The 26,942-nt window shown below is 53.0% G+C and carries 30 protein-coding genes; 11 read left to right on the forward strand and 19 right to left on the reverse strand.

Translation table 11 applies throughout. From position 1 onward, the window contains the following. Nucleotides 1–9: 9 nt before the first annotated feature. From AC07OI_RS18695 to AC07OI_RS18720, 6 genes are all read right to left on the reverse strand, one after another. The gene (locus tag AC07OI_RS18695) at nt 10–2,037 is read right to left on the reverse strand and encodes a DUF4214 domain-containing protein (protein WP_495258253.1); all 2,028 of its coding nucleotides are present in this window, start codon (nt 2,035–2,037) and stop codon (nt 10–12) included. Nucleotides 2,038–2,199: 162 nt separating this feature from the next. Beyond that, nucleotides 2,200–2,727, reverse strand: a complete 528-nt coding sequence (locus AC07OI_RS18700; protein WP_492701039.1) for a Clp protease N-terminal domain-containing protein — start codon at nt 2,725–2,727, stop codon at nt 2,200–2,202. 62 nt (nt 2,728–2,789) lie between these two features. Continuing rightward, complete coding sequence (locus AC07OI_RS18705; protein WP_492701041.1) at nt 2,790–2,996, reverse strand: helix-turn-helix domain-containing protein; 207 nt, start codon at nt 2,994–2,996, stop codon at nt 2,790–2,792. A 244-nt stretch (nt 2,997–3,240) separates the two neighbouring features. Next, nucleotides 3,241–4,485 (reverse strand): DUF4214 domain-containing protein, encoded by a 1,245-nt coding sequence (locus AC07OI_RS18710; protein ID WP_495258254.1) that lies wholly within the window; start codon nt 4,483–4,485, stop codon nt 3,241–3,243. Between the two features lie 241 nt (nt 4,486–4,726). Continuing rightward, nucleotides 4,727–5,845 carry a DUF4214 domain-containing protein gene (locus AC07OI_RS18715; protein WP_492701045.1) on the reverse strand — a complete coding sequence of 373 codons (1,119 nt, stop codon included), beginning with the start codon at nt 5,843–5,845 and terminating at the stop codon, nt 4,727–4,729. A 344-nt stretch (nt 5,846–6,189) separates the two neighbouring features. Continuing rightward, complete coding sequence (locus AC07OI_RS18720) at nt 6,190–7,086, reverse strand: alpha/beta fold hydrolase (protein ID WP_492701047.1); 897 nt, start codon at nt 7,084–7,086, stop codon at nt 6,190–6,192. A 65-nt stretch (nt 7,087–7,151) separates the two neighbouring features. On the opposite strand from AC07OI_RS18720, the gene AC07OI_RS18725 reads away from it, so the two are divergent. Continuing rightward, complete coding sequence (locus AC07OI_RS18725) at nt 7,152–7,589, forward strand: DMP19 family protein (protein ID WP_495258255.1); 438 nt, start codon at nt 7,152–7,154, stop codon at nt 7,587–7,589. Between the two features lie 20 nt (nt 7,590–7,609). On the opposite strand, the gene AC07OI_RS18730 is transcribed toward AC07OI_RS18725, so the two are convergent. The 5 genes from AC07OI_RS18730 to AC07OI_RS18750 all read right to left on the reverse strand — a co-directional run bounded on the left by AC07OI_RS18730 (nt 7,610) and on the right by AC07OI_RS18750 (nt 10,591). After that, entirely contained in the window at nt 7,610–8,197 is a 588-nt protein-coding gene (locus AC07OI_RS18730) for a hypothetical protein (protein WP_495258256.1), read from the reverse strand. A 37-nt stretch (nt 8,198–8,234) separates the two neighbouring features. Beyond that, on the reverse strand, nt 8,235–8,699 hold the full coding sequence (locus AC07OI_RS18735; RefSeq protein ID WP_495258257.1) for a VOC family protein: 465 nt from the start codon (nt 8,697–8,699) through the stop codon (nt 8,235–8,237). A gap of 434 nt (nt 8,700–9,133) precedes the next feature. Further along, nucleotides 9,134–9,385: a hypothetical protein gene (locus AC07OI_RS18740; RefSeq protein WP_495258258.1), complete on the reverse strand. Its 252-nt coding sequence runs from the start codon at nt 9,383–9,385 to the stop codon at nt 9,134–9,136. A 23-nt stretch (nt 9,386–9,408) separates the two neighbouring features. After that, nucleotides 9,409–9,942: a chromate transporter gene (locus AC07OI_RS18745; protein ID WP_495258259.1), complete on the reverse strand. Its 534-nt coding sequence runs from the start codon at nt 9,940–9,942 to the stop codon at nt 9,409–9,411. Further along, the gene (locus tag AC07OI_RS18750; protein ID WP_495258260.1) at nt 9,935–10,591 is read right to left on the reverse strand and encodes a chromate transporter; all 657 of its coding nucleotides are present in this window, start codon (nt 10,589–10,591) and stop codon (nt 9,935–9,937) included. The genes AC07OI_RS18745 and AC07OI_RS18750 overlap by 8 nt, the downstream gene beginning before the upstream one ends. A 105-nt stretch (nt 10,592–10,696) precedes the next feature. Here AC07OI_RS18750 and AC07OI_RS18755 point away from each other — a divergent pair, with 105 nt between their 5' ends. After that, on the forward strand, nt 10,697–11,620 hold the full coding sequence (locus AC07OI_RS18755) for a LysR family transcriptional regulator (RefSeq protein ID WP_495258261.1): 924 nt from the start codon (nt 10,697–10,699) through the stop codon (nt 11,618–11,620). Nucleotides 11,621–11,680: 60 nt separating this feature from the next. On the opposite strand, the gene AC07OI_RS18760 is transcribed toward AC07OI_RS18755, so the two are convergent. The 3 genes from AC07OI_RS18760 to soxR all read right to left on the reverse strand — a co-directional run bounded on the left by AC07OI_RS18760 (nt 11,681) and on the right by soxR (nt 13,688). Next, nucleotides 11,681–12,262, reverse strand: a complete 582-nt coding sequence (locus AC07OI_RS18760; RefSeq protein WP_495258262.1) for a DUF6882 domain-containing protein — start codon at nt 12,260–12,262, stop codon at nt 11,681–11,683. A 79-nt stretch (nt 12,263–12,341) separates the two neighbouring features. Beyond that, complete coding sequence (locus AC07OI_RS18765; RefSeq protein WP_495258263.1) at nt 12,342–13,184, reverse strand: hypothetical protein; 843 nt, start codon at nt 13,182–13,184, stop codon at nt 12,342–12,344. Nucleotides 13,185–13,220: 36 nt separating this feature from the next. After that, nucleotides 13,221–13,688, reverse strand: coding sequence for a redox-sensitive transcriptional activator SoxR (gene soxR, locus AC07OI_RS18770; RefSeq protein ID WP_495258264.1), 468 nt, complete (start codon nt 13,686–13,688; stop codon nt 13,221–13,223). An 85-nt stretch (nt 13,689–13,773) separates the two neighbouring features. Here soxR and AC07OI_RS18775 point away from each other — a divergent pair, with 85 nt between their 5' ends. After that, nucleotides 13,774–14,187, forward strand: coding sequence for an ester cyclase (locus AC07OI_RS18775; RefSeq protein WP_495258265.1), 414 nt, complete (start codon nt 13,774–13,776; stop codon nt 14,185–14,187). A gap of 38 nt (nt 14,188–14,225) precedes the next feature. Here the strand turns inward: AC07OI_RS18775 and AC07OI_RS18780 are convergent, their stop codons facing one another. Continuing rightward, complete coding sequence (locus AC07OI_RS18780) at nt 14,226–14,867, reverse strand: NAD(P)H-binding protein (RefSeq protein ID WP_495258266.1); 642 nt, start codon at nt 14,865–14,867, stop codon at nt 14,226–14,228. A 221-nt stretch (nt 14,868–15,088) separates the two neighbouring features. Here AC07OI_RS18780 and AC07OI_RS18785 point away from each other — a divergent pair, with 221 nt between their 5' ends. The 3 genes from AC07OI_RS18785 to AC07OI_RS18795 all read left to right on the forward strand — a co-directional run bounded on the left by AC07OI_RS18785 (nt 15,089) and on the right by AC07OI_RS18795 (nt 17,822). Then, entirely contained in the window at nt 15,089–15,799 is a 711-nt protein-coding gene (locus AC07OI_RS18785) for an L-2-amino-thiazoline-4-carboxylic acid hydrolase (protein ID WP_495258267.1), read from the forward strand. Nucleotides 15,800–16,365: 566 nt separating this feature from the next. Next, nucleotides 16,366–16,938, forward strand: a complete 573-nt coding sequence (locus AC07OI_RS18790; RefSeq protein ID WP_495258268.1) for a TetR/AcrR family transcriptional regulator — start codon at nt 16,366–16,368, stop codon at nt 16,936–16,938. 56 nt (nt 16,939–16,994) lie between these two features. Next, nucleotides 16,995–17,822 (forward strand): SDR family oxidoreductase, encoded by an 828-nt coding sequence (locus AC07OI_RS18795; RefSeq protein WP_495258269.1) that lies wholly within the window; start codon nt 16,995–16,997, stop codon nt 17,820–17,822. Nucleotides 17,823–17,984: 162 nt separating this feature from the next. Here the strand turns inward: AC07OI_RS18795 and AC07OI_RS18800 are convergent, their stop codons facing one another. Further along, nucleotides 17,985–18,887, reverse strand: coding sequence for a LysR family transcriptional regulator (locus AC07OI_RS18800; protein WP_495258270.1), 903 nt, complete (start codon nt 18,885–18,887; stop codon nt 17,985–17,987). Nucleotides 18,888–19,022: 135 nt separating this feature from the next. Between AC07OI_RS18800 and AC07OI_RS18805 the strand changes: the two genes are divergently transcribed. Beyond that, the gene (locus AC07OI_RS18805) at nt 19,023–19,862 is read left to right on the forward strand and encodes a type 1 glutamine amidotransferase domain-containing protein (protein WP_495258271.1); all 840 of its coding nucleotides are present in this window, start codon (nt 19,023–19,025) and stop codon (nt 19,860–19,862) included. Between the two features lie 75 nt (nt 19,863–19,937). After that, a complete protein-coding gene (locus AC07OI_RS18810; protein ID WP_495258272.1) occupies nt 19,938–20,615 on the forward strand; it encodes a type 1 glutamine amidotransferase domain-containing protein in 678 nt (225 codons plus the stop codon). 148 nt (nt 20,616–20,763) lie between these two features. On the opposite strand, the gene AC07OI_RS18815 is transcribed toward AC07OI_RS18810, so the two are convergent. After that, the gene (locus AC07OI_RS18815) at nt 20,764–22,002 is read right to left on the reverse strand and encodes an MFS transporter (RefSeq protein ID WP_495258273.1); all 1,239 of its coding nucleotides are present in this window, start codon (nt 22,000–22,002) and stop codon (nt 20,764–20,766) included. A 274-nt stretch (nt 22,003–22,276) separates the two neighbouring features. On the opposite strand from AC07OI_RS18815, the gene AC07OI_RS18820 reads away from it, so the two are divergent. Continuing rightward, nucleotides 22,277–23,179, forward strand: a complete 903-nt coding sequence (locus AC07OI_RS18820) for a LysR family transcriptional regulator (RefSeq protein WP_495258274.1) — start codon at nt 22,277–22,279, stop codon at nt 23,177–23,179. A gap of 38 nt (nt 23,180–23,217) precedes the next feature. On the opposite strand, the gene AC07OI_RS18825 is transcribed toward AC07OI_RS18820, so the two are convergent. Beyond that, complete coding sequence (locus AC07OI_RS18825; protein ID WP_495258275.1) at nt 23,218–23,691, reverse strand: hypothetical protein; 474 nt, start codon at nt 23,689–23,691, stop codon at nt 23,218–23,220. A 106-nt stretch (nt 23,692–23,797) separates the two neighbouring features. Next, nucleotides 23,798–24,511: an SOS response-associated peptidase gene (locus tag AC07OI_RS18830; protein WP_495258276.1), complete on the reverse strand. Its 714-nt coding sequence runs from the start codon at nt 24,509–24,511 to the stop codon at nt 23,798–23,800. A 170-nt stretch (nt 24,512–24,681) separates the two neighbouring features. Between AC07OI_RS18830 and AC07OI_RS18835 the strand changes: the two genes are divergently transcribed. After that, nucleotides 24,682–26,058, forward strand: a complete 1,377-nt coding sequence (locus AC07OI_RS18835) for an acyl-CoA thioester hydrolase/BAAT C-terminal domain-containing protein (RefSeq protein ID WP_495258277.1) — start codon at nt 24,682–24,684, stop codon at nt 26,056–26,058. A 91-nt stretch (nt 26,059–26,149) separates the two neighbouring features. Further along, nucleotides 26,150–26,911 (forward strand): hypothetical protein, encoded by a 762-nt coding sequence (locus tag AC07OI_RS18840; RefSeq protein ID WP_495258278.1) that lies wholly within the window; start codon nt 26,150–26,152, stop codon nt 26,909–26,911. The last annotated feature ends 31 nt before the right edge of the window (nt 26,912–26,942 follow it).

The raw sequence follows: 26,942 nt of genomic DNA on the forward strand, positions 1-26,942 counted from the left end.
TTTAAAAATCTATCCCAGCCAGCCTGTGTATTCTATGCCGTTCTGTATCACGCCGATGACCAGTGCCTGGTTTTCTGTACTCTCGCAAAAACTGGCGAGTGCCCCGGCTGGAGTAATCGCACCACTGTTAAGAGCATTGGCCCAATAATCAAACCCCGCCTTGTCGGGAGTGCGGTGCAAGACATTGCTATAAAAATTGGTGATCAGGGTAGTGGTGCTGGGGGCGCTGCCATACAACTTCTGGAACTCGGCAGAAGAGAAAAAGCCCGCTGCTACGGTAGTCAGGCTGGAACCTTTTTCCATATCATTGATCCAGTAACCCAGCCCGGCAAAATCAGGCTTGCGGTCGAAGGCGGCCTGGTACAGGCGATACGCCTGGCCAGCAATTCCGTTGACATCAAATGAGACGTAGTGGTCGTCAAACTCAAGCAACTCTACATTGCTCAGGGTATCAGTGCCGGCCTGTCCTGCACTGTCTTTCACGATGAAAGAATTAGCCGACTTAGTGACCTGGTAGCGGGATGCATTGCCAGCGTAGTAAACAGTATCTTTGCCTGCACCACCATCGATGGTGTCATTTCCAGTGGAGCCAGACATGACGTTATTGCTGGCATTGCCGGTCAGGCGAACACTGGCGCTATCATAGGCGCGCAGGTTTTCAACATTCTCAAAACTGCTGAGCGCACTGTCAAAACTCACCCAGACAGTATCAATTCCTTCGCCTGCCAATTCCTGTACTTTGTCTAAGTTGTTGTCGAGCACATAGGTATCATTGCCCTTACCACCCAACATCAGGTCATTGCCATCGCGGGTGGTTTGCAGCCAGTCAAAGCGATCATCACCGTCACCGCCAAGCATGGTGTCATTACCTTCACCGCCTTCCAGGGAGTCATTACCCGCCTCGCCAAATAAAAAGTCGTTGCCGCTATTGCCGCTCAGAAAATCATCGCCGCCACCACTCTTGATATTATTGGCCAGAGAGCTTCCAACGATGATGTCTGACTTTGCAGATCCTATGGCATTTTCATATTCGCCATAAAACCAGCGCAAGCTGACAGGGTCACCGCCTTTGACGATGGTATTTGTCGCATCATCCCGACTCATGGCTACACCTACCAGATGTGGAGCACCAACAATGGTGCTACCCATGGCAAAAAATGCCCCCTGGGTGTACATAGTCAGATCGACAGTGTCTATGCCGCCTTTGTCGAAATAGGTCCGGTAACCGTCAGTGCCGGAAAGGATCAGGTCATCACCACTGCCACTGGTACCCTTGCCTTCGCCATAGGCCTGTTGCAAGGCAATCACATCCAATATCATGGGCGTGTAGGCATGCAGGTAAGCAGAATAATTCTGGTCGTCATAAGACATGACAGAAAAATATTCCTTGTACATGTCCATCGCGCTGTTGATAGTAAAGCCCAACGCATCAAACCCCAGAAACTGAGTGGCCGCATAATCTGAAGTAATGACAGGCACGCCATTCTTGAAATCACTATGCGGATGCGACAAGCCCAAAGAATGTCCCAGTTCATGGATCAGGGTTTGGGCCGCGTGGCTATACGGGTCCAGGGAATAGTCGCCCTGGAATTTAGCCGCTGCCTGATTCAGGGCGATGTCACCTGCACCGCCGACATAACCAAACGCTTTATCGGCATTTCCGCCTGACACGCCGCTATAGCTCAGGTCTTTGCGATTGAGCCAGTTGATATTGATGTCAGACAAATTTGCCTTACCCACCACCGCTGGTGTCACCAGCGCATTACCTTCATACACGTCATAATCCACCACGCTGGAAAACGACAGGTTGGCAAACTGGGAATACATGTCCAGTATGGTATTGATATTATTCAATTGCTTTTGCGACCAATTCCAGTCACTGGACCCCGAGCTGACATCATTGGTAAAACTATCCGATACCGAGACACGGATGTATCCCGACAAGATGTAATTAATCAAACCGGAAGCAACCCCGTCAAAATTAAACATGGCCCTGGTGATGGGAGTCTGTGGGTAATACGGTATGTAAGTTGCCATTGTATGAAAATAGTTACCCGGAAAAGATTAGCTGCCGGATGTGTCAGCCCTGCTTGAAATCATAAAATTTCTGAACCTGGCATTGTACGTTATCTCAATACCTCTCACCACATAACTTATAGCCATGCTCATCGTGTAGCAAGGAGGACAATATCCCACCAATCAAGCCCGCGCCAACTCCCACGCATGGATTTCTGCCCGGGCTGCCTCTGCCAGTTTGGCGGGCTCTATCCCCATGGCACGCAAGGCGCGCACCGCCACACCATATTGCGCAGTGCATGCTGCCAGCAAGACATGCGCGCCCAGCAGTGCCAGGCCTGGCGGTTTTTGCTGGCTGGCCAGCGCTTGCATCAGGTTCTGACCAGATGCTTGTGCCTGGTACAAACCACCAGTGGTGGGCATATCCCTCTGCGGATTGCTGGTTTTTAAAACGCTGACATCAACTTGCACGCCAACACTGTGCAAGGCATTTGCCGCCTGTTGCCTGATGGCCTCTTTATACGAATGTCCATCCACACCCAGGCGCGCAAATGCGGCTTGTGCCGTGCCATCCGGCATATCGAGTGCAGCCAGCACAAAATGCTCAGCTCCAGGCTCCTGGCCATTGCTACGGGCATGTTGCTCTGCCTGTTCGCATAAGCTCTTGATACTTCTCATATCACGAAAGCGTTGCTGTATTTTTCCGAACATGGGTTTCTCCTGTTAAGAATCCGGTTTGATGAGGACGTGAGTGCTGTTGGCGCTGCCGATTATCAACTCACCATGCCCGACAGACGCTTGTGTGCCGCCTGCTTGGAAACACCAAGTGCCTCGGCAATCTGTGACCATGACCAGCCTTGCGCCAGTGCATTGCTGACGGCGGCAAGCTCCAGCTGATCTGCCATCTGGCGCAAGGCCAGCACGGCAGCCAAAGCTGCCTCAGGGTCGTCAGGTGATGGGAGTGGTTTGCTATTTTTCATGCGTCAATCTTAGTTGACGATAAGATGAATGTCAACTTTTGTTGACGAAAAAAAACAGCATGGAGAGATAATCATCCGGCGCAATAGATTGCACTTCAGGTGTGCGTCATGCGCCGCGAAAATGCTTATCCCGGAATTTGGAACACCATACGGCGCATTGCAATGCGCCCTGCCTCGCTGTCACAAAAAAAAACCAGGCATAAGCCTGGCCCAGTCGCGCTTGCTTAAACTGATCAATCGAAAATCAACCCGCCCACGTGATGTACACAATCCCTTGTTGAATCTGCCCCAGCACTTGCGCCTGGTTTTCTGCACTCTCGCAAAAACTGGCGAGTACCGCCGCAGGGTTAATCAAGCCATGGCTGAGTTGACTCGACCAATAATCAAAGCCTGCCTGATCTGGTGCGCGATGCAAGACGTTCTGATAGAGGTTGGTGATCAGGGTTGTGGTGCTGGGATTACTGCCATATAGCTGCTGGAATTCTGCTGACTGGACAAAGGCCCCCGCCACAGCATTAAGACTGGCACCTTTATCCATGCTCTGTATCCAGTAGCCCAGGCCTGCCTGATCAGGTTTGTGGCCAAATGCTGCCTGGTACAAACGATAGGCCTGACCCGCCACGCCATTGATATCAAAGGCCATGGCGGCATCAGAAAACTGCACCCTCTCGACTGCACTTAATGAATTTTTGTCGCCAAGACCGGTTGTATCCCTGATGCTTACATTTGCTGCTGTATTTGCTAATGCGTCAGCCGAGACCACATAGTTTGCCATCTTGCCCGAAAAGACCAGCGTATCCAGCCCGGCACCACCATTGAAATAGTCATTGCCACCACTGGCGATCACAATGTCATTGCCACCACCAGTAAAGAAACTCTCATTCCTGTCGGTGCCGATGAGGTAGTCATTCGCTTCAGTGCCATTAATTTGCAAAGACAGCGCATTAGGGTCAATCGCAATACCACCAATCGAACCAGTGACGGTAATGGCGGTATTTACCCCCATGGCTTTCAACTGGGCTGCGCTATAGCTGGTGGCATTGCCCGCTTTATCAAAGACTTGCGCACCCACTACCTGATACACGCGGTCCTGGTTAACCATCGTGATGGTATAGGTCTGGCTAGACTGGCCATCGGCCCAGGTATCGTCCTCACCATCCATTTCAAAGGTGCTGAGTGTGCCACCATGTCGTTTGACATTGTGGCCCAAAAACGCATCCAGCTCTATCACCACGCTGCTGACGCCAGAACCCTCGTCACTCGCCACGGCAGTGATGACCAGGGGTGTATCGCCATTCGACAAATTCACGCTGGCAGGTATGCTCAGTGATTTCAAGACCGGTGGTGTGGTGTCAACTGCCGCCATGATGGTCAGTGCAGGCACGGGCTGGAGAGCATTAATGCTGGCAGCAGGTGATACGCCTGCCGGATGTTCTGTTAGGTTGACTACTGCAGTGGAGTTTACTACGTCGAGGATAGCAGCATGCATCTTGGATCACCTTCGCAAAGTATCAGAAATACATGGCAAACACTGAGTTTTACCAGTCCATACTTGTAGGATAGGCAATATTTACAAATATAACAAGCATTTATTTTGCAATACTGAAACATTTATTAGATGGCAAGCATTTACTGCTATATGAGCGAATAAAAAAGGGCGGCACTAGCGCCGCCCCATTTCATTGCTCACTACTTACAGCACTGACTTGATCCCCAACTTGAGCCACCAACTAACCCAACCACTCAGTATAGACAACCCCGTTTTGGATTTGTCCTATCACCTGCGCCTGGTTTTCTGCACTTTCGCAAAAACTGGCCAGCGCGCCTGCGGGTGAAATCATGCCCTTGTTCAGTTGGTTGGACCAGTAATCAAAACCCGCCTGGTCTGGCGCACGGTGCAAAACATTCTGGTAAAAGTTGGTGATCAGCGTCGTCGTGCTGGGGAAGCTGCCGTACAGTTTCTGGAATTCTGCCGACTGGAAAAAACCTGCAGCAACCTGGGTAAGGCTGACGCCATGGTCCATCCTGTCTATCCAGTATCCCAGTCCGGCCAGGTCAGGTTTGCGTCCGAAAGCTGCCTGGTACAGGCGATATGCCTGACCAGCCGAACCGTTGATATCAAAGGCCAGTGCAGAGTCAGTAAAGATCAGGCGCTCTACTTGCGAGACTGCATCCGTACCATCTTTACCTACCGTGTCCTTGACGGTAAAACTGGTGGTCGTGCCATTGATGGCATAGTCACCCAGCTTGCCCGCCAGCAGCAAAAAGTCCAGGCCACTGCCGCCGTCCACCACATCATTGCCTGCGCTGCTGACGATGGTATCGTTACCCGCGCCGGCAGCAATATTGTCGTCACCCACTGTACCCTGCAGATAATCATTGGCAGCCGTGCCGTAGATGTTCTTGCCAGGTACAGCCACATTCAGGCCCAGGATGTAGTCGGTAGCGGCATATGCGAGATTGCTGACGCGCACAAAAAAATCGCCGTGAGAATAGCCGCCCGTATAATTGAAGACGATGCTGCCATCGGTGGTCAGGCTGGCGTAGCTGGTATCAAGACCGGCCAGCGGGTTGCCTGCACTGTCAGTGATTTTTACCTCGATGCCGCTATAGGTTTCGCGCCATTCATTGGTGGAACTATAGTTATTGACGACGTCGGTGGACACCACCAAGGTATAAGTGCCAGGACCATCCAGATTGAGCTGGTACCAGTCAGTCAAATCCGTTGCCGACAATTTGCCAAACGAGACCTTGCCCAGATTGACCTGGAAATTGGCGCTCAGGGAACTGGAGTCGTAACCCTTGGTTCTCTCATCGTACACACCATCATCACCATAGACGTATGCCATATCTCACTCCTTTGATTCCATTACTTTACAACTCATCAAACGGATGGAGAGCACACCTGCATGTGACATTACCGCATGGCAAAGCTACTCATCCATCCTCTTGCTGCAATAACGCAATCACAAGGGCAACGGATGACAGCATTGTCAAAAAGCTTTAAAAACTGAGGGGATTTTATGAAGGTATCGCCTGGCTATACCTTGGGTACTGATATGTGATAAAGGCCCGTAGCTTCGCCGCCACACGGTCATCATGCGCGGCGAAAGTCCGGTGAAATCCAGCAAAGAAATATTGCCTGCATAGAACTCACGCCGATTACGGGCAGAGTTCCGTGCAACTTTCTAAGCTATTTCAAAAAGCCTTTAACCTCAGCCTGGAACTGCTCAGGCTGGTCCCACATGATGAAGTGAGCGCTGGCCGGGATACGCTTGAGCTGTATATCTTTCACGCCCGAATACGCCATCTTGTAAAAGCCATCCATTTGCTCTGGCGTCACCGGCGCACCATTCGGCACGACATACAAAACCGAAGTCGGCACAGTGATGTTCTTCAGCTCTGGCATCAGGTCAGTCGTGATCAATTCATGATAAGCACGGGCAGAAACATCCGGGTCACTCTTGAGTGCATCATCCAATGCGCCAGGGCGCATGGCAGTATTGTTGACCATGCTATTGATCGCCGCCCCGGTTCTTTGTGCACGGCCTTCAGGCGTGGATGCCCGCATTTTTGCCAGCATATCGTCTGCCATGGGCTTGATGCTTTGTACAGTCGTACCTGGTGGGCCAAACATCGCCCCCAGGAAAGGGAACATATCCACCACCATCAATTTACTGATGGCCTGTGGGTGACGTGCCGCCACCATCATGCCTATGGAACCGCCCATGGAATGCCCGATCAGCACAGGTTTTTCCAAACCATGCGGCACAAGCTGGGCAATATAACGCGCGACTTCTTCTGCCACTGGTGCCGCAACTGCACCCTCGGTATTGCCACCGGCAGGGTAACCAGCAAAGCCCGACACCTGCACCAGATGATAACGATAGCCAGGCACCGCCTTGACCAGCTCAGTCCACACCCGTGGTGAAGAACCCAGGCCAGGCACCAGCACCACATCCCTGCCCTCGCCTTCTATCTTGACGCTGATGCGCTCAGAACTGAAAGCGGCAGCCCAGGCAGCCACAGGGCTGAGTGCAGCACAACTGAGTGCCAATACGGTTTTGAGCAGGTGACGACGTAGTATCATATAAAATCCTTTTATTAATATTCTGCTAGCATACTACAGTCTGATTCCATTTCTTTAAATCATCCATGCCCGCGACCAATCTACAAGCTGCCATCACCATCCAGCTCAATCTCTGGCTGGCAAGCACCAGTTCTGGCGATTGGCAAGAACTCGCCAACACCCATGCATCACACCTGCCACACTTGCTGGCCGCGCGTTTTGATTATGATGTGCGCCAGGGCGGTTTTGCCCAGTTTCTCTACAATATGCATGGCCATTTACTGGCACAAATCGAAGACATGCTGATCGCCGCCAATGCCCATGTCGCTCATGATTTTTATGTGCAGGCGATCAGCCTGTGCCTGAAAAATAAAGCTGATTACCAGCGTTTTTTGGACAGCAACTACAGCGATGCCAATCCCCTCAAAGACCAGTTGCATTTACTCAGCGTCGCTTACCTGAGCAAGAGAGTGGATTTCCAGACCGAGGCACATGCTTTTCTGGTGAGTGGCTTGCCTGCATAAGTGTTGATGATGAAAGGCCCCTAACCTGCATAGCCGGTAATAAAACAGGCATAAAAATGCTTGAGCAAAGGCTGCTCCTGGCACTTCATCATGCCACCAATTTTATCCAGCCGCGCCTGTTCTGGCGCATGCGCAGAGTCTGCTATATACAGAATGCCGTGATGCTCTGAAAACGGCACATGCAAGGCATAGGGGAAATACACATACACTGGCTTGCCATCGCCGACGTAACAATCATTTGTTTGCCCGCAATTTCCCGGTAAGTTACCGCTGAGTTTAGCAACTTCATTTTCATAATGTCCTTGAAAAATCCAGGCATCAACATGTTCCGCCAGCGATGTAGTGGGCACATAAAACCAGGCCGACCAGCATACTGTAAGCAGTGTCATCAACGCCCATGACCACCCGGCCAGCGGACCATCGAAAGAATGCCGCAAAAACCTCAAGGCACTGAAGCTGGCATACAGGCCAAGACCAAACATCAGCATCAATACAAAGAGGAAAATAGCCAGATGCATTTGTACGTACAGGGCAGAGAAGCCCAATACGGTAGCGGCGAAAATGAATGGGGACTTTGGTAAAGGTCTTTTTTCAGTATGCAGTGTCATCAATGATAGTTCGCGCAGGTGTGGCACCGACAGGCAATCAGCCCTGCCCCATCATCTTTGCAAACCTGATCCGCAACTCATCGTAAGAAACATCCTCCTTGCGACTTGCCAATAGCCAGACATGGCCAAACGGGTCGATCAGCGTACCGCGCCTGTCACCATCAAACTGATCGGCCACAGGCATGGCAACAGTCGCCCCCAGTTCCACCACACGGGCGAATACGGCATCCACATCGTCCACATACAGGTGTATGGATACCGACGAACCACCCAGCGACTGCGGGCCGCGATAACCCATGTCCGGGAACTCATCGGCCAGCATCAGCAGTGCATCGCCTATGCTGATTTCTGCATGCATGATCTTGCCATTGCCGTCGTCCAGACGCACCAGTTCAGTGGCAGCAAATGCAGCCGCATAAAACTCAAGCGCAACAGCAGCACCCTTGATGATGAGATAAGGCGTAGCACCACGATAAGCGGCAGGTATGGAAATATTTGGCATGAGGATGTGCCCGATTGAGGTAAGAGAAGACTGCACTCAACAACAAGTCAGTTCATCATGATTGACCGTGACTTGTCGTGAACTGCAGGCGTACAGTATGCAGATACTATTGCCGCCTCAGAAGCCTGACCATCAGCATCTTGGGTATTTGTATTTTATCAATGATTTACGCAACCGGGTAAATTCGTTGCGCGCATGCGAAATACATTTTAAAAATTTGAGTAGTCATATCGCATACACAGATTTTCCTGCACATTGTGGGCGGCCTGCGTAGGTACGATAAACGCAGCGTAATCGTACGAATGTTGAGCCGGGCAGCCACAAAAGCTCATCTGATTGCCTGGCCTTTATCCACTGAAAAACAATGCGTTTGATATGACTTTCGTGAGAAAATCAATGTTCAAAATTTGGAGCCTTAGCTGACATGCGTACGATTACGCTGCGCTAATCGTACCTACAGCCTTCTCTCTTGTGGCAGCTAGCATCTCCCTACCCTTTTGCGACAATGTCACCAAACCAGCAGAGCCGCCTTCGCAACTGATCAAGCTGTCTGCACAAGCATCCTCCCAGATACATAGCCTCGGACAGGTGCTGTGCCAGACCTCGATTACTTCTGCATAACTGTGTGGCCGCTGCTGTATCCATTCCAGCATTTGCAGGGTCAGGCTGGTGTGGGCGTCGGACATGATATTTCCTCCCTGGGTTGAGTTTAAATGAGATGCAACATCCCGGCGGCAGCCCCGGCTGTAATCAGGACGACGGGGTTCAGTTTGCTGCGCACGACAATGACGGCAGTGAGCACGGTAATCACATCAGTGCGCCAACTGGCGGTATCGAGTTGCATGAACAGGCAGGCGGTTGCCAGCAAGAATCCCACGGAGATAGGTGCAAAGGTGTCGCGCACGGCGGCTGTCAGGCGTTTGTTGTAGCTTGAGGTATCCAGGCTGATGACGGACAGTGTCAATATGGTGGAGGGGATAATCACCGCGAGTGTCGTCAGTATTGCACCTGCCCAGCCGGCGATAAGCCAGCCCACTAAAGAGATGAACAAGAGATTGGGGCCGGGTGCGGCCTGGGCGATGGCATAGGCAGAGGCGAACTGGGCGCTGGTGACCCAGTGTTTTTCTGTGACGACAAAATGGTTGATGTCAGGTGCCATCATCACCAGCCCGCCGCCAACTGCCATCATCGACAGGATGGACAGATGCAGGCACAGGTCCAGCATGGGGGATTCATCACTCATTTTTATCTTTCAGAAAATATGCGGCCACGCTGCCCGGCAGGGCCAGCAGCACGAATACAATAATCAAGCGAAACTTGAGCAGGGCCAGCCCAGCAAAGGCCAGCGCCATCAATAATGCCTGCAAGCTGATGCGGCTGTGGAGCAGCATGCTTTTGTCCGGCGTGCTTTTGTCCGGAGCGTCAGTGGCACCAGCCTTAGCATTCTGTCCAAACAGCGACATCGCCATCTTGATCGCAGTTGCCAGCACCAGGCCTGCTGCTACTGCTGTCATGCCTGTCAGTGCATCCTGCACCATGGCCAGCTTGCCAAAGCGCTGGTAGGCAACGCCCAGTGCAATCACCAGTAAAAAGGGGCCGATGATCAGGCCGGCCATGGCAGCCAGTGCACCAGCGATACCGGCATAGCGTTTGCCTATCATCAAGGCGACATTACAGATAGTGGGGCCGGGCAAGACCTGGCTCAGGGCCAGATAACGGGCAAATTCTTCTGCACTGAGCCAGCGGTATTGCTCAACCAGTGCCCGGTAGGCAAAGGGCATGACGCCACCAAAACCAGTCAGCGCTATTTTGGAAAAAACCATAAATAAGCGCAAGGAAGAGATGCTGGCAGCTTCGGCAGCGGCCAGCCCTGGTAATGACGGATTCAACATAAGGCACCCATAAAAACAGCGGAAAATATTTTCTGCACGAACATCTTCTTACCTGGGCAATTAAAAGTACAATGAATTTATTTAGACGATTGATTCATTTTTCTTATGAAAATCGATATCCTCGGAGTGCAGGCATTTGTGGCAATTGCTGACCATGGCAGTTTTAACAAGGCGGCTGATGTGCTGTTTGTCACGCAAACGGCCGTGACGCAGCGGCTGCGCAATCTTGAAATTTTTCTGGGTGTGACCTTGCTGGAAAGAACGACACGTTCCATCGCCCTGACCCGGACAGGCCAAGACTTTTTGCCGCAAGCCAGACGCCTGCTGCAAGAACTGTCAGCCGCACTGACCGAGATACGCGAAACCGGCAAGGCCCTGCGTGGCGACGTCTCGATTGCCTGCATACCGACAGCAGGCGTACGTTACCTGCCGCAAGTCATTCGTGAATATTCGGCCTTATTCCCCGCCAACCGCATCAAGATACTCGACCATGCATCCGCCGGTGTGGCTGAAGCCGTGTTGCGGCGCGAGGCCGAATTTGGCATCAACCTGGCAGGCCCGAATCATCCTGAACTGAGCGCGACACCTTTGCTGGAAGACCGCTTTGTACTGGTTTGCCGTGATGATCATGCGCTGGCCAGACGCAAGAGCCTGTCCTGGGCACAATTGCAGCCCTACCCGCTGATTTTTGCCGGACAGGCAAGCGGCAACCGCGCCCTGCTTGATGGTTACTTGGGCGCAGATAGCCTGAATGCTAGCCAGGGCGGGCAAGCTGGCCTGGCCTTGCAGATACATTACGAAGTACAGCGCAACTCCACCGCCCTGGGTCTGGCAGATGCAGGTATTGCTGCGGCCATCGTGCCCAATCTTGCCATGCAAAAAGGTAATTACCCGCGCCTGCGTGTAATCAGATTGCAAGACCCGGTCATTTCCAGAACCCTGGTACTGGTCGCCCGCAAAGCCGCCCGCCTGTCACCGGCAGCACAGTTTTTGTATGACATGATCAGGGATAATCGAGTGGTCAAATAGAAGAAGAAATAAGGTACGCAGCGCCACTGTTAAAGCCAGTCCACATCAGCCAGCTTGCATTTATTCTGGCAGCACTTTCCTGATATCGGTGATGACCAAAAACACAAAGCCAGCCTCGAACGGCACGCGATAAATGCCTTTGGTCTTCAGCAGGTAATTCGCCACCGTCGCCATTTCCCAGCCATCTGCCAATTGCGCTGGCCAGGTGCGCTCTGTCAGTTTTTTGAAGTTGTGTTTCGCGCCCAGACTCTTGAGTACATCCATACGCTTGAACAAGGCTGGGGAAATGGTGGAATTACCCCAACTCCATAACCAGGTCTTGCTGCGCTCAGAATAAGAACCGACAAACTGGATTTTGGCGCTTACTTTGATCACACCCTTATCTGAAAATGTCAGCTCACCCGTGCCCTGGTCGAGATCCCAGTGTTCATAACTGGAAATTTGATAGTCGTCGTCCAGGGCTTTTTGGGTGGCTACCGAATATTCTGCACTGGCGATCAGGATTTGTTCCCAGCCTTGCTGGCGTGCGTGTGCGCTTGTTGTTGACAGGGTCAATGCGGTGATCAGCAAAAACAAGCGGCTGACACCGTGGGCATGAACGGCGTTTATGAAAGAGTTGCGGTATCGCTTTATTGCTGACATTTAATTCACCTCCCCCGCAACAAAGAGTTTTTCGATTCTGGCGCGTTTTCCATTCACACTATAAACGAATCAGCGTTCTCTACGCACAAGTAATATTCACACGCGCTATCTTTTCACGCAAACGCGCGGCCTGTTGCTTATCAAAATCGATCCCGTCCAGCCAGATGTTTTTCAGCGAAGTAAGCACTTCCAGCTTGGGGATAAGTTCTGTCGCGTCAAAGCCTGGCTGATCATCAAAATTACCAAGTGACAGATATTCCAGATGTGGCAGTTGTGTGAGCAAATCAAGATCATCGAGCATGACTTGCGTTGCCCATAAATCCAGCGACCTGAGCTGCGTCATGCGGCACAGATGCGCAAGTCCCCTACCTGTGGTTTTTGTATTACCCAGATCCAGCGTGTGAATCTGCGTGCTGGTACTCAATGCTTCAGCCATAACATCATCAAATGCTGTTCCTTCCATATCCAGCGCAACCAGATATGGATGGGCCAGCATCGCAGCAATAACACCTGGCGACAGGTCTGCGCCCTGCATGCCCAGTTCTTTGAGCGCTGGCGCCTGCAGGATACTTGTCACGTCATCCTCAGACAAACCAAGATTCGCCCGTACGATCGCCAGATCAGATGCTGTAGCAAAGCTGCCCATCTTTCCTGGTCCTTTGATATCGAGTATGTCCAGCACACGCAAACCTGGGGTTTTTATGACATGGCACATGGCTTTGCGCGTGACATCGCACCATAGCCAGAGCTGTTCTACTGATTGCAAGCTTGGCAGAGCTTGCGCCAGTTTGACTGTCAGCGTGGGCAGTTTGGAGAGCTTGAGTTCATGTATCGCCCCCTTGCTGCGCAAGTTTCTGATGTCGACGGGGGTGATTTTGCCGCTTAGCGCAACATCATTTTCCTGCTTGTCTTTTTTTGTCATTGATGTATTTCATTCTCTTTATGTAGATCATCACAATCATGATGATTCTATACCCAACAACCTCGCCCCCGTCCCCTCTTCTGACAAGGTATCCAGCGGATTACGCAGCTTGCAGGCCTTGATAGACAGACAGCCGCAGCCTATGCAGTCGCCCAGTTGTTCTCGCAACTCTATGAGCTGGCTGATGCGTTCATCCAGTTCGGTCTTCCAGCGTTTGGACAATCTGGCCCAGTCGGCGACGGTGGGTGTGCGGCCTTCGGGCAGTTCTGCCAGGGCAGTCTGTATGGAGGCGAGCGAGATGCCCAGGCGTTGCGCCACCTTGATGACGGCAATACGGCGCAAGACATCGCGCGCATAACGGCGCTGGTTGCCGGCATTGCGCTGACTACTTATCAGCCCTTTGGCTTCATAAAAATGAATGGCAGAGACAGCCACGCCACTACGCGCTGCCACGTCTCCCACAGCCAGTGGTTTGCCTATATCTTTCGGATTAATTTTTGCCATGTAAATTCTCCTTGACCTCAAGTTTAGTTGAGGTTTTACACTAGCTTTTGTCTACCCTCAAGTATTATTTTTTGGAGAAATAAAGATGACATCAGTAAACCAGTCCGAACAAAACCAGCAACTCGTGCGCCGCCTGTATGAAGACTGCTTCAATACCGGTAATATGAATCTGGTGCCAGAGATGATCGCCATTGACTTTAGCAGTAACCGAGGTGAACACGGCCAAGCCGAATTTGCCGCCAATATCGCAGGCTTGCGCAAGGCCTTCCCCGACGTGCGTTTTGTGATTGAAGATATCTTTGGCGCGGCTGACAGGGTGGCTGTCAGGTGGAGCTTCACCGCCACTCACAGCGCCCCGTTTGCCGGTTTCACAGCAACTGGCAAGGCCGTGACACAGCAGGGCAATGTGATTTACAGGATCACGGATGGCAAGATCGCCCAGGCCTGGGTACAGATAGACAGGCTGGGCTTAATGCAGCAATTGGAAAGAGCCAGTTAATGGGTAATCATGTTACGGAAAGCAACGATGCACCAGGCTCAATGCATGACACCAGAAAGCAAGACAGTTTTGCCTTGCGCCTGCGGGACAGCCGTCAACAGCGCCTTGGCAACAGCCGCCGCCGCGATAGGTTGGTAGTTGGCAGGGATGAGAAAGCCGAGTACCTTGCTGAGCGCAAAGCCCAGCTTTTCTCCACGCCGCTCCGGCTGCCCTAACACTTCGCGGTCGCCGACCAGCAGGGAAGGACGGGCGATGACCACCCCTTCAAACGGCATTTTTTTCAGCGCGTCTTCCAGCTCTCCTTTGACGCGGTTATAGAAGACACTGGAGCTGGCATCTGCCCCCATGGCGCTGACCAGCCCCAGCTTCCTGACGCCCGCAGCCTGCGCCGCTCTGGCAACAGCCAGGTTGGCATCGTAGTCTATGGCACGGAAAGCCTGTTGGCTCCCGGCGACCTTGATGGTCGTGCCCAGCGCCAGATACACTTCATCCGCCTGCGGTAAATCTGGCAAACTGGCGAAATTGATGACATGCGCCCTCAGCTTGGGATGCTGCACTGTCGGCGGCCTGCGGCCAAGGCTGTGCACCTCGGCCACGCTGTCGTCTGCCAGCAGGCCTGCAAGAATTTCCCTCCCTACCATGCCGGTGGCCCCGGCGATGATGACAGTTCGCTTTGCCATGCCTGATGCTCCTTAGTGAAATGCTTGGTGAAATGCTCAGTGAATTAATTTCATGTCCAGCTTTTGTCAGCGCTTCGTGAATGCTGCTATTCTAAGCGAGGTACATGAGAACTCCATGCTATCGGATTTGCTGACATGCTGCCTCCCGCAGCAGATGTACACTATCGGCATCAGCAGACGAGCATTTTTGCATTACACCAATTGCCTGAGAGAGGTATTCAATGGCTGAGATCATCCATCCAACCACCCACCCTTTTTACGAGTCACATCGCGCTGCAATGGAGGCAGCCATGCGCCATCGCCTCGACCTTGCCGAAGCGATGTTGCGTGAGCGTGCGCACCTGTCCGACATTGATGCGATTGATGCGATCAGACAAGAGGTGATGGACGAATTTGACATCGTACTCACCCAGATGCCCTATGTCGGCGGCGCGGCAAGTCGCATGAGCGATTTCTTCATGCGCCTGCTGGGCTTCATTGCCATCAGCCGGGTGCTCAGTCGGCATGGCGTGGCGCTGTCCGTCATCGGCGACATTGAGCGAGAAACCTACCAGGCACAATTGCTCAGCGTGCCAGAAGCAGAACGCATGGCCTCAGGGCAGCAATTCATGTCAGCAGAGAACCAGGCTTTGTTGCGCGAGCAGGCTGCAAAAAGCGCGACAGAAAACCATCAGCAAGAGTTTCCGCAAGACTTCGTTTACGACTTCGTAGCACCAGGCCCGGGTGACGATTTTGAATTCGGTATTAACTACAAAGCCTGCGGTTTTTGCAAATTCGCGGCCTGCCATGGGGATAAAGAAATCCTGCCAAATATTTGCGGGCTGGATTTCGTCGCCTATGCAGCGCGAGGCATACGTTTGGAAAGAACACAAACCCTGGCTGGTGGTGCGAGCCACTGTGATTTCCGTTTCTCACGGCTGTTGCCAGATTAAGACCATGCAAGCGTGCTTAGCTCAACGTGCCTGCGATTGAGCACGAAGCCAATGCCGCAGGTATGACAATCTGGTGTAGCTGCGCCATATCTGCTGCTGGTCATACCTATTCCCAAGTCACATCCACCACATCGCAAACCAGGTCTGCGATAAGCCTGCCACCTGGTGCCTGAATCTGCATACCTTGCCTGGCTCTCACAAGCATTAAATTTAAGCGAATATTTATTCCCTTAAAAAGCTAATTTTCCTGGATAATACTCATGCAGGCCACCGCCATACCTCCTGGCAGCAATCGCTAGCTCCGTATCAATAGATGGCAAATAGGTATTTTTAATTCAAATTATGCATTAAACATGCACATCAGCATTGATACGGCGGCATGGCCTTTCGTAGAGGAGCGGGATCAAAATCATGGATGTCAGGTGATAAGGGGCAAACGCTGACTTGCATATATTGATCAAGCAAGCCGGCGGCAGACGAATGCCCGCAGCCATCATCTGCTTCGCCGAAATTAAATTCAACAAAAGTATTTACAACCGAAAATATTTTCGGTTATTATTCATTCTATGAAACCTAAAGACGAAAAAAAACTGGATGCAGTCATCACCGCGACATGCCGCCTTGCCACCGAACGTGGCCTGCTTGGCCTGACCCTGACTGACATCGCCAAGGCTGCGGGCATAGGGACGAGCACGCTGTATGTCTATTTCGCCGACAAAGAAGCACTGTTCAATGAGGTGTATCGCCACGCCAAGCGCGAGACCATCGATTTCTACGGTGACGGGATAGACCCGTCTACGCCGGTCAAAGGACGCGTGCGCAGCTTGTGGCACAGGATGCTGGATCACCGCCTGGGTAAATATGAGCAGGTATGCTTCATGGAGCAATTTGTTGGCTCGTCCTTCATGAGTGAAGAGAGCAAGGCCTATACCAGTCAGCTTGGTGAAGGCTTGATGCACATCGTCGTTGAAGGTCAAAAAGAAGAAGTACTGAAGGCTGTGCCTATCCCCTTCCTGTCTTCGATTTTTATAGGCTCTATCCGCGAAACTGCGCGCATGATGCGGGCGGGGACGATCGCCGATTCTGAAGAAAATCGCGAGATCGCCTTCCAGCTCTGCTGGAACGGCATCCGCAGTTGAGCTTTTAGTTTTGTGTAATTTCTTTATCTGACATTTTTGCTAAAAGGAGCAATGCCATGTCTACTGAATCTTCCCCTGTCGTACTGATTACAGGTGCCTCATCCGGCATAGGCCAGGCTGCCGCACATCTATTCGCTGAACGCGGCTGGCGCGTGATTGCCACCATGCGCAAACCCGCCGATGGAACCGAATTGGCGAAGCGCCCGGGGGTCACCGTGCTGCCACTGGACGTCACGGATCCCACCTCAGTCGCAGCAGCAGTCGCGGCAACGCTGGAGCAATTCGGCAAGATCGATGTGCTCATCAACAATGCGGGTTATGGCTTGTTCGGCCCTTTCGAAACAGCAACCGATGAACAGATACGCCATCAGTTTGCCACCAACGTGGACGGCATTTTTACAGTCACCCGTGCAGTATTACCAGCCATGCGGCGTCAGGGCAGCGGTGCCATCATCAATGTTGCCTCACTTGGCGGCCTGATCACCCTGCCCCTGTTTTCACTGTATAACGCGACCAAGTTCGCCGTGGTGGGCTTCACAGAATCACTGTCTTTTGAGCTTGCACCGCTAGGCATACGCGCCAAGTTCATTGCACCAGGCGGAGTAGCGACCGAATTCACCGGCAGGTCACTGGCACGCACCTTCGATGAAAGTAGCAACGCATATAGCGACACCGTGTCTAAGGTCATGACAGCGATGGGCAACCGTCGCGGCAATTACTCCACTGCCGCCTCGATTGCGGAAGTCATCTTCACGGCAGCAACCGATGGCACCGGCCAGGTGATGTATCTCGCAGGCCAGGATGCAGAGCAGATTTATGCCATGCAGCGAAACCTGCCGGAGCCGGAAAAACTGAAAATGGTGCGGCAACATTCGGGCTTGTAAGAGGTCGCCACAATTTTTTTCGCAATCCACATTGCAAGCGTGCTTGTATTGGCGCGTGTCATGCTTATTGCAAGGCCTGCTGGATTGCTTCAGGGCCCAAGCTGCTTAATGCTTAACTGATCAAGTCTGGTGGTGCAGATAGTCCTGCTATTCACCATGCCATCATTCCTCGTTTTTAGACAATATTTCTATCATTGCCCTCGACGCAGCCGAGAGGCGTTTATGTGGTGGGTAAATGAGCGAGAAGCGGCCACTATAGCCACGCAGTTCTGGCAAGACTTCCACGAGTCTGCCGCTGCGTATGTGCTCCTGCACAATGAAGTCATAGATCTGGCACAGTCCCAAGCCCTGCTCTGCCAGGGAAACCACGCCCAAAATGTCCTCCGAGACCACCAGAGCGGCAGGTGGCAGCCATTCAATTTCTTCATCAACTGAACGGAATACCCAGGAGTTGGTACGGCCAGTGCTTGGCATCAGGAACGATAGACAGGAATGGTTCGCCAGGTCCTGCAGGCTTGCCGGTTGTCCGGCACGCGCCAGGTAAGATGGTGCTGCCACCAGGCATTTTGGTGCGTCTTCCAGCTTGCGTGCGACCAACCCGCTGTCAGGCTGATGACCAACCCGGATCGCCATGTCAAAGCCCTCGGCCACCAGGTCAACATTGCGGTTACCAATATGCAATTCGACTTTCACTTTGGGGTAGAGCTCATGGAAATGCAATAGCTTCGCAGGCAGGCGATAGTGCCCATAAGTGGTGGGCGCGCTCAACCGTACCAGACCGGTCAGCTCGCCATCTTGCCCCTGAATCGCACGCTCGACCTCACCAAACATCGAGAGTGCGATCCGTGCTTGTTCCAGATACAGCCTGCCCGCATCAGTCAGGCTCAGTTGGCGTGTGGTACGTCTGAGCAATTGCGTGCCCAGCCTGGCCTCAAGCCTGGTGATAGCCCTGCTTGCTACCGACGGTGTCGTGGAAAGTGCCACCGCCCCGGCAGTGATAGAACCATGTTCCATCACGGCTACAAAGGTTTCAACATCGGGAAGGTGATCAAACTTGCGACTCACTTTATCCTCCAGAGCAAAAATGAATTGGTTGGCGGGTAGTTTATCACTGACGGAGTATGGAATAAAGTAGCGGCATACCACCACTAGCCGGAACGACAACTGTTCCGGCCCACATCAATGAATCAGGAGTACCTTATGCGCTTTAGATCCACCCTCTTTGCCCTCATCGCTTCCGGCATGATCGTCACCGCTGCCCAGGCGGCCAATGTCCTTGTGGTCTTGTCAGATGAAAATCATCTTGATCTCAAGGATGGCAAGACATTCGAGACCGGTTTCTATCTCAACGAGCTGATACAGCCGGTAGAAATACTGCGTGCAGCAGGCCATCAACTGACATTTGCAACGCCCAAGGGCTTGGCACCCTCCCTGGACAAGTCCTCGGTAGACCCCATGTACTATGGCGGCGATACCAATGCACTGGCAAAGAGCCAGGCAGTGCTGGAGCAGCTGGGCCTCACTGACGCCAAACGCTCCCCGGTCATCAGTCTGGGACGGGTCGAACAATTGGGCTACCAGCAGTTCGATGCAGTCTACATCCCCGGCGGGCACGCACCGATGCAGGATCTGTTGTCGAATACCGCGCTGGGCAAGTTGCTCAAGCACTTTCACCAGCAAGGCAAACCGACTGCACTGGTTTGCCACGGCCCGATCGCACTACTGTCAACCCTGGACGATGCTGCCGGGTTCACCAGGCAAATGGCTGCCTATGGTAAGGCCAGCACATCCACCTGGATTTACAAGGGCTACAACATGACCGTGATCAGCAATCTGGAAGAAGAAGCTGCGAAAGCATCGCTACACGGCGGCAGCATGAAATTCTACCCACAGGATGCGCTACAGGCAGCAGGTGCAGCATATGCCAGCAACACCAAGCTTTGGGAGCCGAAGGTCGTTGTTGACCGCGAACTGATTACTGGCGAGAACCCGGCGTCAGCGGTACAGGCTGCACAAGCATTGCTGGCAAAGTTGAAATAAGCAATTTTGGCAATATTACTTCAGGTTGACCGCAGTTACTGTCCCCCCCACACAATATTTTGGAAAGTTAATATCATGAAAATTCTTCTTGTCTTGACCTCACACGACCGCCTTGGTGATACTGGTCAAAAAACCGGATTCTGGCTTGAGGAGTTCGCAGCTCCTTACTACGTATTCAAGGACGCGGGTGCCTCAATTACTCTGGCCTCACCAACTGGAGGTCAACCACCTATCGACCCTAAAAGCGATGAGCCTGGTGCACAAACCGATGCAACCAATCGCTTTCGCCAAGACGCAAAAGCGCAATTGCAATTGGCGTCGACGCTGCCGCTTGCGTCGATCACCCTGGCCGACTTCGATGCTGTCTTCTACCCAGGTGGTCATGGTCCATTGTGGGACTTGGCTAATGATGCGGCATCGATTGCCTTGATCGAAGCTGCCGACCGTGCCGGCAAGCCACTTGGACTGGTCTGTCATGCGCCAGGGGCATTGATCAAGGCACGTGGCGCAGGCGGGCAGCCAATGGTCGCCGGTCGCAAGGTAACTGGTTTTTCCAATAGCGAAGAAGCTGCCGTAGGATTGACTGCCGTCGTACCTTTCCTGATCGAAGACGAATTCCAGCAGCTCGGTGGCCACTACGAAAAAGGCCTCGATTGGCAACCCCATGTGGTGCAGGACGGACACCTGGTTACCGGACAAAATCCAGCCAGTTCTGCTGCCGTGGCCCATGCCCTGCTCGCGCTGCTGGGCTGAACATCGTCGGGTTGAACATTTCCAGCATGACAAAGCCTATGAAGACCAAACGCATACTGCACGTCGTCACCAACGTCAGCCATTACAACGATACCAGTCATGCGACCGGTCTTTGCTTGTCCGAACTGACACATGTCCATGACACCGCCTACACCGCTGCCACCACAGGCACCAAAGTCCGCAGGCGCAGGGTAATCATCAAGCCTACACTGAGTATGCCACCCAGCAGCATGACCACACCCGCCCAGCCGTGGCTGGCCCACACCACACCGGTGAAAGAGCCGATGAGGCTGGAACCCAGATAGTAGAAACACAGGTAGATCGCAGAAGCAACCGCCTTGTAGCCTTGCGCACGGCGGGCCACCCAGCTGCTGGCGACTGAATGCGACGCAAAGAAGCCAAAGGTGAACAAAGCCACACCTGGGATCATGATGAACAGGGAGTTCGACAGGCTCAGCAGCAAGCCCGCCATCATCACCAGCAAGACTACCCACAACACGCCACGGCGGCCTATGCGGTCTACCAGCCGCCCTACCCAGACTGAGCTGCCCATTCCCAGCACATACAGCAGGGCAATCGCGCCCGACGTACTCTGGCTAAAGCCAAACGGCGTGCCTTGCAAGCGGTAGCCTATGTAGTTGTACACACTGACAAAACAGCCCGTCAGCATGAAGGCCAGGCAAAACAGCATGCACAGGCCACCATCGGCCAGGTGCAGGCGCAGGCCCTGGTGCAGGCTGCCCCAGACCCTTGCAGCGGGCTTGAAATTGCGCGCCAGCGGCAGGCTGCGCCAGAATTCCCACGCCGCATAGATGCCAGCAACACCGATCACCGCCATGGCCGTACGCCAGCCAAAGTGATCGCTTAACAGCGCAGACAGCAAGCGCCCTATCATGCCACCCATGGCGCTGCCTGCAATATACAGGCCCACAGCCGTGCCCATGGCAGCTGCCTCGATTTCTTCCCCCATATAAGCCACCGCCACTGCGGGCATGCCACCCAGGGCAAAGCCCAACAAGCCGCGCAAGAGCAACAACTGGCTAAAGTCTTGCGTCAGTGCACACAGCACAGTGGCTATCGCCGCCAGTGCCAGCGCCGCCACCATCATGGGCTTGCGACCTATGCGCTCGCTAATGGCACTGCTGATCAGCAAAGAGAACGCCAGCGATAAAGTTGAAATCGACAAGACCCAGCTGCTTTGCGCCGGGCTCAGGGCAAATTGCAAAGCCAGCGAAGGCATCAGCGGTTGCATGCTGTACAACAGAGAAAAGGTAGAGAAGCCACCAAAGATCATGGCGCGGGTGATATGCCGGAATGCTGGCGTGCCTGCAGCGATGCGGGCGGGCTGGCTTATTTGCTGCGGCGGGATAGTGCTGGCGACGGTCATGATGGCGAGACTGGACGATCAAGGAGCCTTCATCTTATATTTGCGCTTTTATAGCGTCCAATATATATTTAAGGCGTTAGTAATACATTTTTTAGATGATTGATTAACGAATAAAGTTCACTCCTGTAAGTTGGGCTACGCTTTACCAGCCCAACACTCGGCGCTTGAATAACGTATACGTTTGTTGAGGCCCAGTGTTGGGCTGGTAAAGCGTAGCCCAACCTACGAAAAATCGCGCTCCTTCAGAAATTCATTTGCAAACACCAAAATAAAAATGGAACTCCGCCACCTCAAATACTTCATCGCCGTCGCCGAAGAACTCCACTTCACCCGTGCGGCGGAACGTCTGCACATAGGTCAGCCACCGCTCAGCCATGCCATACAGATGCTGGAAGCCGATGTCGGTGCGCAGTTGTTTGAGCGCAGCAAGCGCTGGGTGCGCCTGACAGAAGCAGGCAAGCTGTTCTTGCAGGATGCGCGGCATATCCTGGCCCTGTCCGAGCAAGCCAGCGAAAACGCCCGCCGTGCACAACGCGGCGAGACGGGCGAGCTGCGCATAGGTTTTACTTTCTCTACTCCGTTCACGCCACTGTTTGCCGCTGTCATCAACAGCTATCGAGAACAATACCCGGACGTGACGCTGACATTGCGCGAGATGGCGACCAACAAGCAACTCGAAGCACTGAGCCAGCATCACCTTGATGTCGGCTTCATACGCCCGCCAGAAGGTGGCGAACTGGCACGCGGCGTATCCTCACCACTACGCTTTCGCAAACTGCGTGAAGACCCGCTGGTAGCCGTGCTGCCCAGCACCCATGTTTTGGCAAAAAAGAAAAAAGTGCCCATGAAAGACCTGGCACAAGAACCCTTCATCATGTACCCACCCAGCGCTGGCACCGGCATTTACCCACACATCTTGCGGCTATGCCATGCTGCTGGCTTTGCCCCCAAAATCGCACAAGAAGCCAACGACGCCTCCACCATCATAGGCCTGGTGGCCGCAGGCTGCGGCATCTCCATCCTGCCCGGCTCGTTCTACACTATTCATTTTGATGGTATCTGCTACCGGCCTATTGCTGATGCGGGGGCGACCACCTCACTACTGCTGGCGCAGCGCAAGGGCGAGGTGTCGCCGCTGGTGGATGCGTTTGTGGGGTTGGCGGGGGGATTGGTTTGATGCACTCAATAATTTGATGAGTCACGACCTAAATCTATCTACAATCTGGCCGAGGAATATACCATGCTGCTGATTTCACCTTCATTGCCATAATAAATATACACTCCGCCGCTACTAATGATCACGCGCTTTTTGACATCATGCTCGAATAGAATTTCTTCTCTTTCCATGAAGTGCGTCATTTCTTTATATTGACAGCGGTGGCGGGGGAAATCACAGTCATATTGGATTGCATTATTGGACGCGTATTCGAGTATGAAATATACGCCTATGCGTTCCAGCCTGGCACCAGAAAACCAAAATGTGCAAATCCCATTGATCCAGCAAGCAGCATCTTCCAGACAATTTCCATCGCCAAACGTAGCAGGCGGCCCCGTCAGCGCGAGAACTTCGGCCTTGCTCATACCAATGCTAACACCACCGAAATTAGCAGTACACAAAAAATCGTGCAAGCCTACCCACAATTGCGGTTCCAGTTGAGGGATATTTACTGGCACGTCTTCGCGACGCATCAATAAATTGTCACTTGAAGAAAATATACAAGCACACGCAATACATGCAATCGCGTCAGACGGTGAAGATTTCCCACACATTTCACAAATCATCATGGCTTTAGCATTAATCAAACAAATCCAGATTAACCGGCACAATAATCTGCGGCTTTTTGGGCTTGATGATCTTCGCTGGTTTTTCCACCTTGGGCTTGGGCGCAAAATCAGCAAACATGCGATCTGCCGGATAAGGCCGCAAGAATGCGCGGGCGAATTCCGGGTCGCGGCAGGATAGCCAGTCGTCGAAGTCTTCAGGCGGCACGATGACGAGCGAGCGTTTTTCTTCGCCGGGTTTGTGGAAGCGGCTCATCAATGGGTGCTCGTCAGCATTGATGGTAATCTGGGTGAAGGAATAGCTGACGCTGCCGTCTTCTTGCGGCCATTCCTTGTACAAGCCTGCGACGGCAAAGTCAGGCTCTTCAATCAGACCTATGCGCCAGCGTTCTGCCTCGCCGCTTTCATAATTGGGTTCAAAGAAGTTTTGCATGGGCACCAGGCAGAGTTTGCCGCTGTGCCAGGATGGGGCATAGCTTCGCAGCGCGCCCAAGGTCTCTGCCCTGGCGTTCATGGTAGAAAAGCGTTTGACGCCGGGCTGCATTTTGGACTTGGGTATCATGCTGTAGGCACCCAGCAGGGCCTGACGATTGCCATCGGTATCATGCACGATGATGGGGGCGTCGTAGTCTTGCCATACCTCTGTACTCCAAGGGCCTATTCCCTTGTCTTTGGCTTTGAAGTGGCCCATGCGTTCTTGCGGCGTGGAAGTGAAATTGATGCACATGTTGATTGATTGTTGATGTCACTGGCTTGATGATGGTCTTATTCTCTCACAACATCTGACATGGTAAAAATCATCACCGATTACCACAGACAAACACTTGCACACTCCATCCAAGTCTGGTTATAGTCCTGTCTTCTTATTATTCAAAAAACAAAACTGGAGACCAAGAGATGACTCTTCATAAGCAAACCAGCCCCCTGCTGTCCAGAACATTGGCAAGCCTGCTCTTGCTTAGTTCATTCACGGCATTCATTGCACCAGATGCCAGCGCGCAAGCCAGATTCAGCATGACGGCCAGCAACCCTGCGCTGTCGGGTGACCCTTTGGGTATTACGCTCAGCGGTTTGCAGCCCGGCCAGACTGTCAACATCTTTGCCGAGCGCCGTTTTGCGCCCAATGCACCTATCCATATGTCAAATGCAGAAATGCGCGCCGATGCGCAAGGCAATATCGCACTGGCCACCACCCCATCGCAAGCTGGCAGGTATACCGGCGTAGATGCAGCGGGTCTGTTCTGGTCTATGGAAACCAGTAACAAAGTCGACACAGAATGGCAAAAAGCCGAGATACGTCTGAGTGCCGTTTCAGGTGAACAAGTCCTGGCACAAATGACATTTGCCCTGCGCAGTTCCAACGTCAGTATCAAGACTGAACCGGTCACCGGGCACACTGGCGCCAAAATCTACCTGCCTGCAGATGCCCCCAAAGACAGCAAATTACCAGTGGTGATCTTGCTGAGCGGCTCTGAGGGTGGTGATGCTGCAGGCCGCCGTTTTGGGCCCAAACTGGCAGCGCGTGGCTTTGCCGCCGTCAGTTACCCCTACTATTCACCAAATACCCCGCGCGGGCAGGAAGTGCCAGGTTTGCCCAAAGACTTTATCGACATCCCCGTTGATGGGCTGGATGCCTTGTACCAGACCCTCGCCAAACGTGATGACATAGACAGCAAGCGCATTGCCCTCATGGGTGGTTCAAAAGGAGCCGAAATGGCCCTGCTGTCAGCCAGCCTGTTCCCATGGGTCAAATCTGTCGTCGCCATTGCCCCCAGTGACCTGGTGTGGGAAGGCTTCGCCATGGACAGGCTGCTTGAAGCAGGTCGCTACGGCAGCTTCAGCTACCAGGGCAAGACTTTGCCCTTTACCCCCAATGCCGGGCTGGACAAAGCCTTTGCCACTACCCCGCCCGTGCTGGCCCATATCTACGTAGAAGGCCGCAAGGTCTACCCGGAACGCGCCAAAGCTGCCCGCATCGCGGTAGAAAACTTCAAGGGCAAACTATTGCTGATCGCTGGCGGTGACGACCAGATGTGGCCCTCCGCCGGGATGGCCAGCAACATCGTCGCCAGCCGCAAGGCCGCCGGGCTGGAAACTGAATTGCTGTCCTTCCCCAAGGCCGGGCACCTGGTCGGTGGTGATGGCTATAGTCCCAATGATTACAGCGCACCATTTGCCATGGGCGGCAATGCCAAAGAAGACGGGCAAGCGCAGACCATAGCCTGGCCTGCGACCGTGGCGTTCCTGAAGAAGACTTTGCAGGGCGCGAAGTAATGACTATGGTAACAGCGGTGGCCCGGCCCATTAGTCATGTGAATGAAGCCGTGAGTCAGCTTCCGGCTTCTCACCTCACCGCTCTGCACCTATGTCTTCCCGCCTGAAAGCCCTGCTTGTCCTTGTTGTTTTGGGTGCTGGCATGTTCCTGATTGACAGCCTGCTTCCAGCGGAAGAAATCACGACGACCATCGCCCGAAGCGAGGCAGACAGCCTGACTTATAACGTGCCGGATAGTGGCGGTGGCGAGGCTGTCTGCTCACCGTGGAAAAAGGACATTCTCCCATTAGCTGCCCAGACTTGGGTTGCAATACAAAAATCCGCAATATTCGGTTTCTGCATCAGTGTCAAACCCGTTCCGGTCGAAGTGCTTGCCTGCCGCAGCAAGCAGGCAGAGCGTCTCTACTGGCAAGCGGTAGAATTTGAAAAACAGCACGCGCGGGCGCAAGCCCATGATCACTATGCCGCCGTCTGTTTTTTACACCAACCCCAACCCGGGCAGGAAGACCCCTGCCGCGCAAGCCTGAGACTCTATAAGAGAACGCAAGAAGCATATACTGCCACACTCGCCGCACTGGAAAAATTCAAATCAAGAACAGGGCATTATCCCGAATCACTGTCTGCAGTACAGGCAGACTTGACACCCGTCATGCAAGAGGTGGCGCAAGATTTCAGTTACTGTAAAAAGGACCATCCTGGCGACAGGACTGCACCGTGTTCTGATGGAGGAGAATCTTTCGCCGATAGCGAAATCACAGTTGGCACTGGCCTTAACAGATATCTGCGGGTGCTAGAAAAAAGTTTGTCCATATCGCAGTTTTACCACTGCCGGATTGCTAATACTGCAAAATAATATCGTCTGCATCTTCTCAACAAGATAAGCA

This window comes from Undibacterium sp. GW821-FHT07F11, from assembly GCF_059418665.1.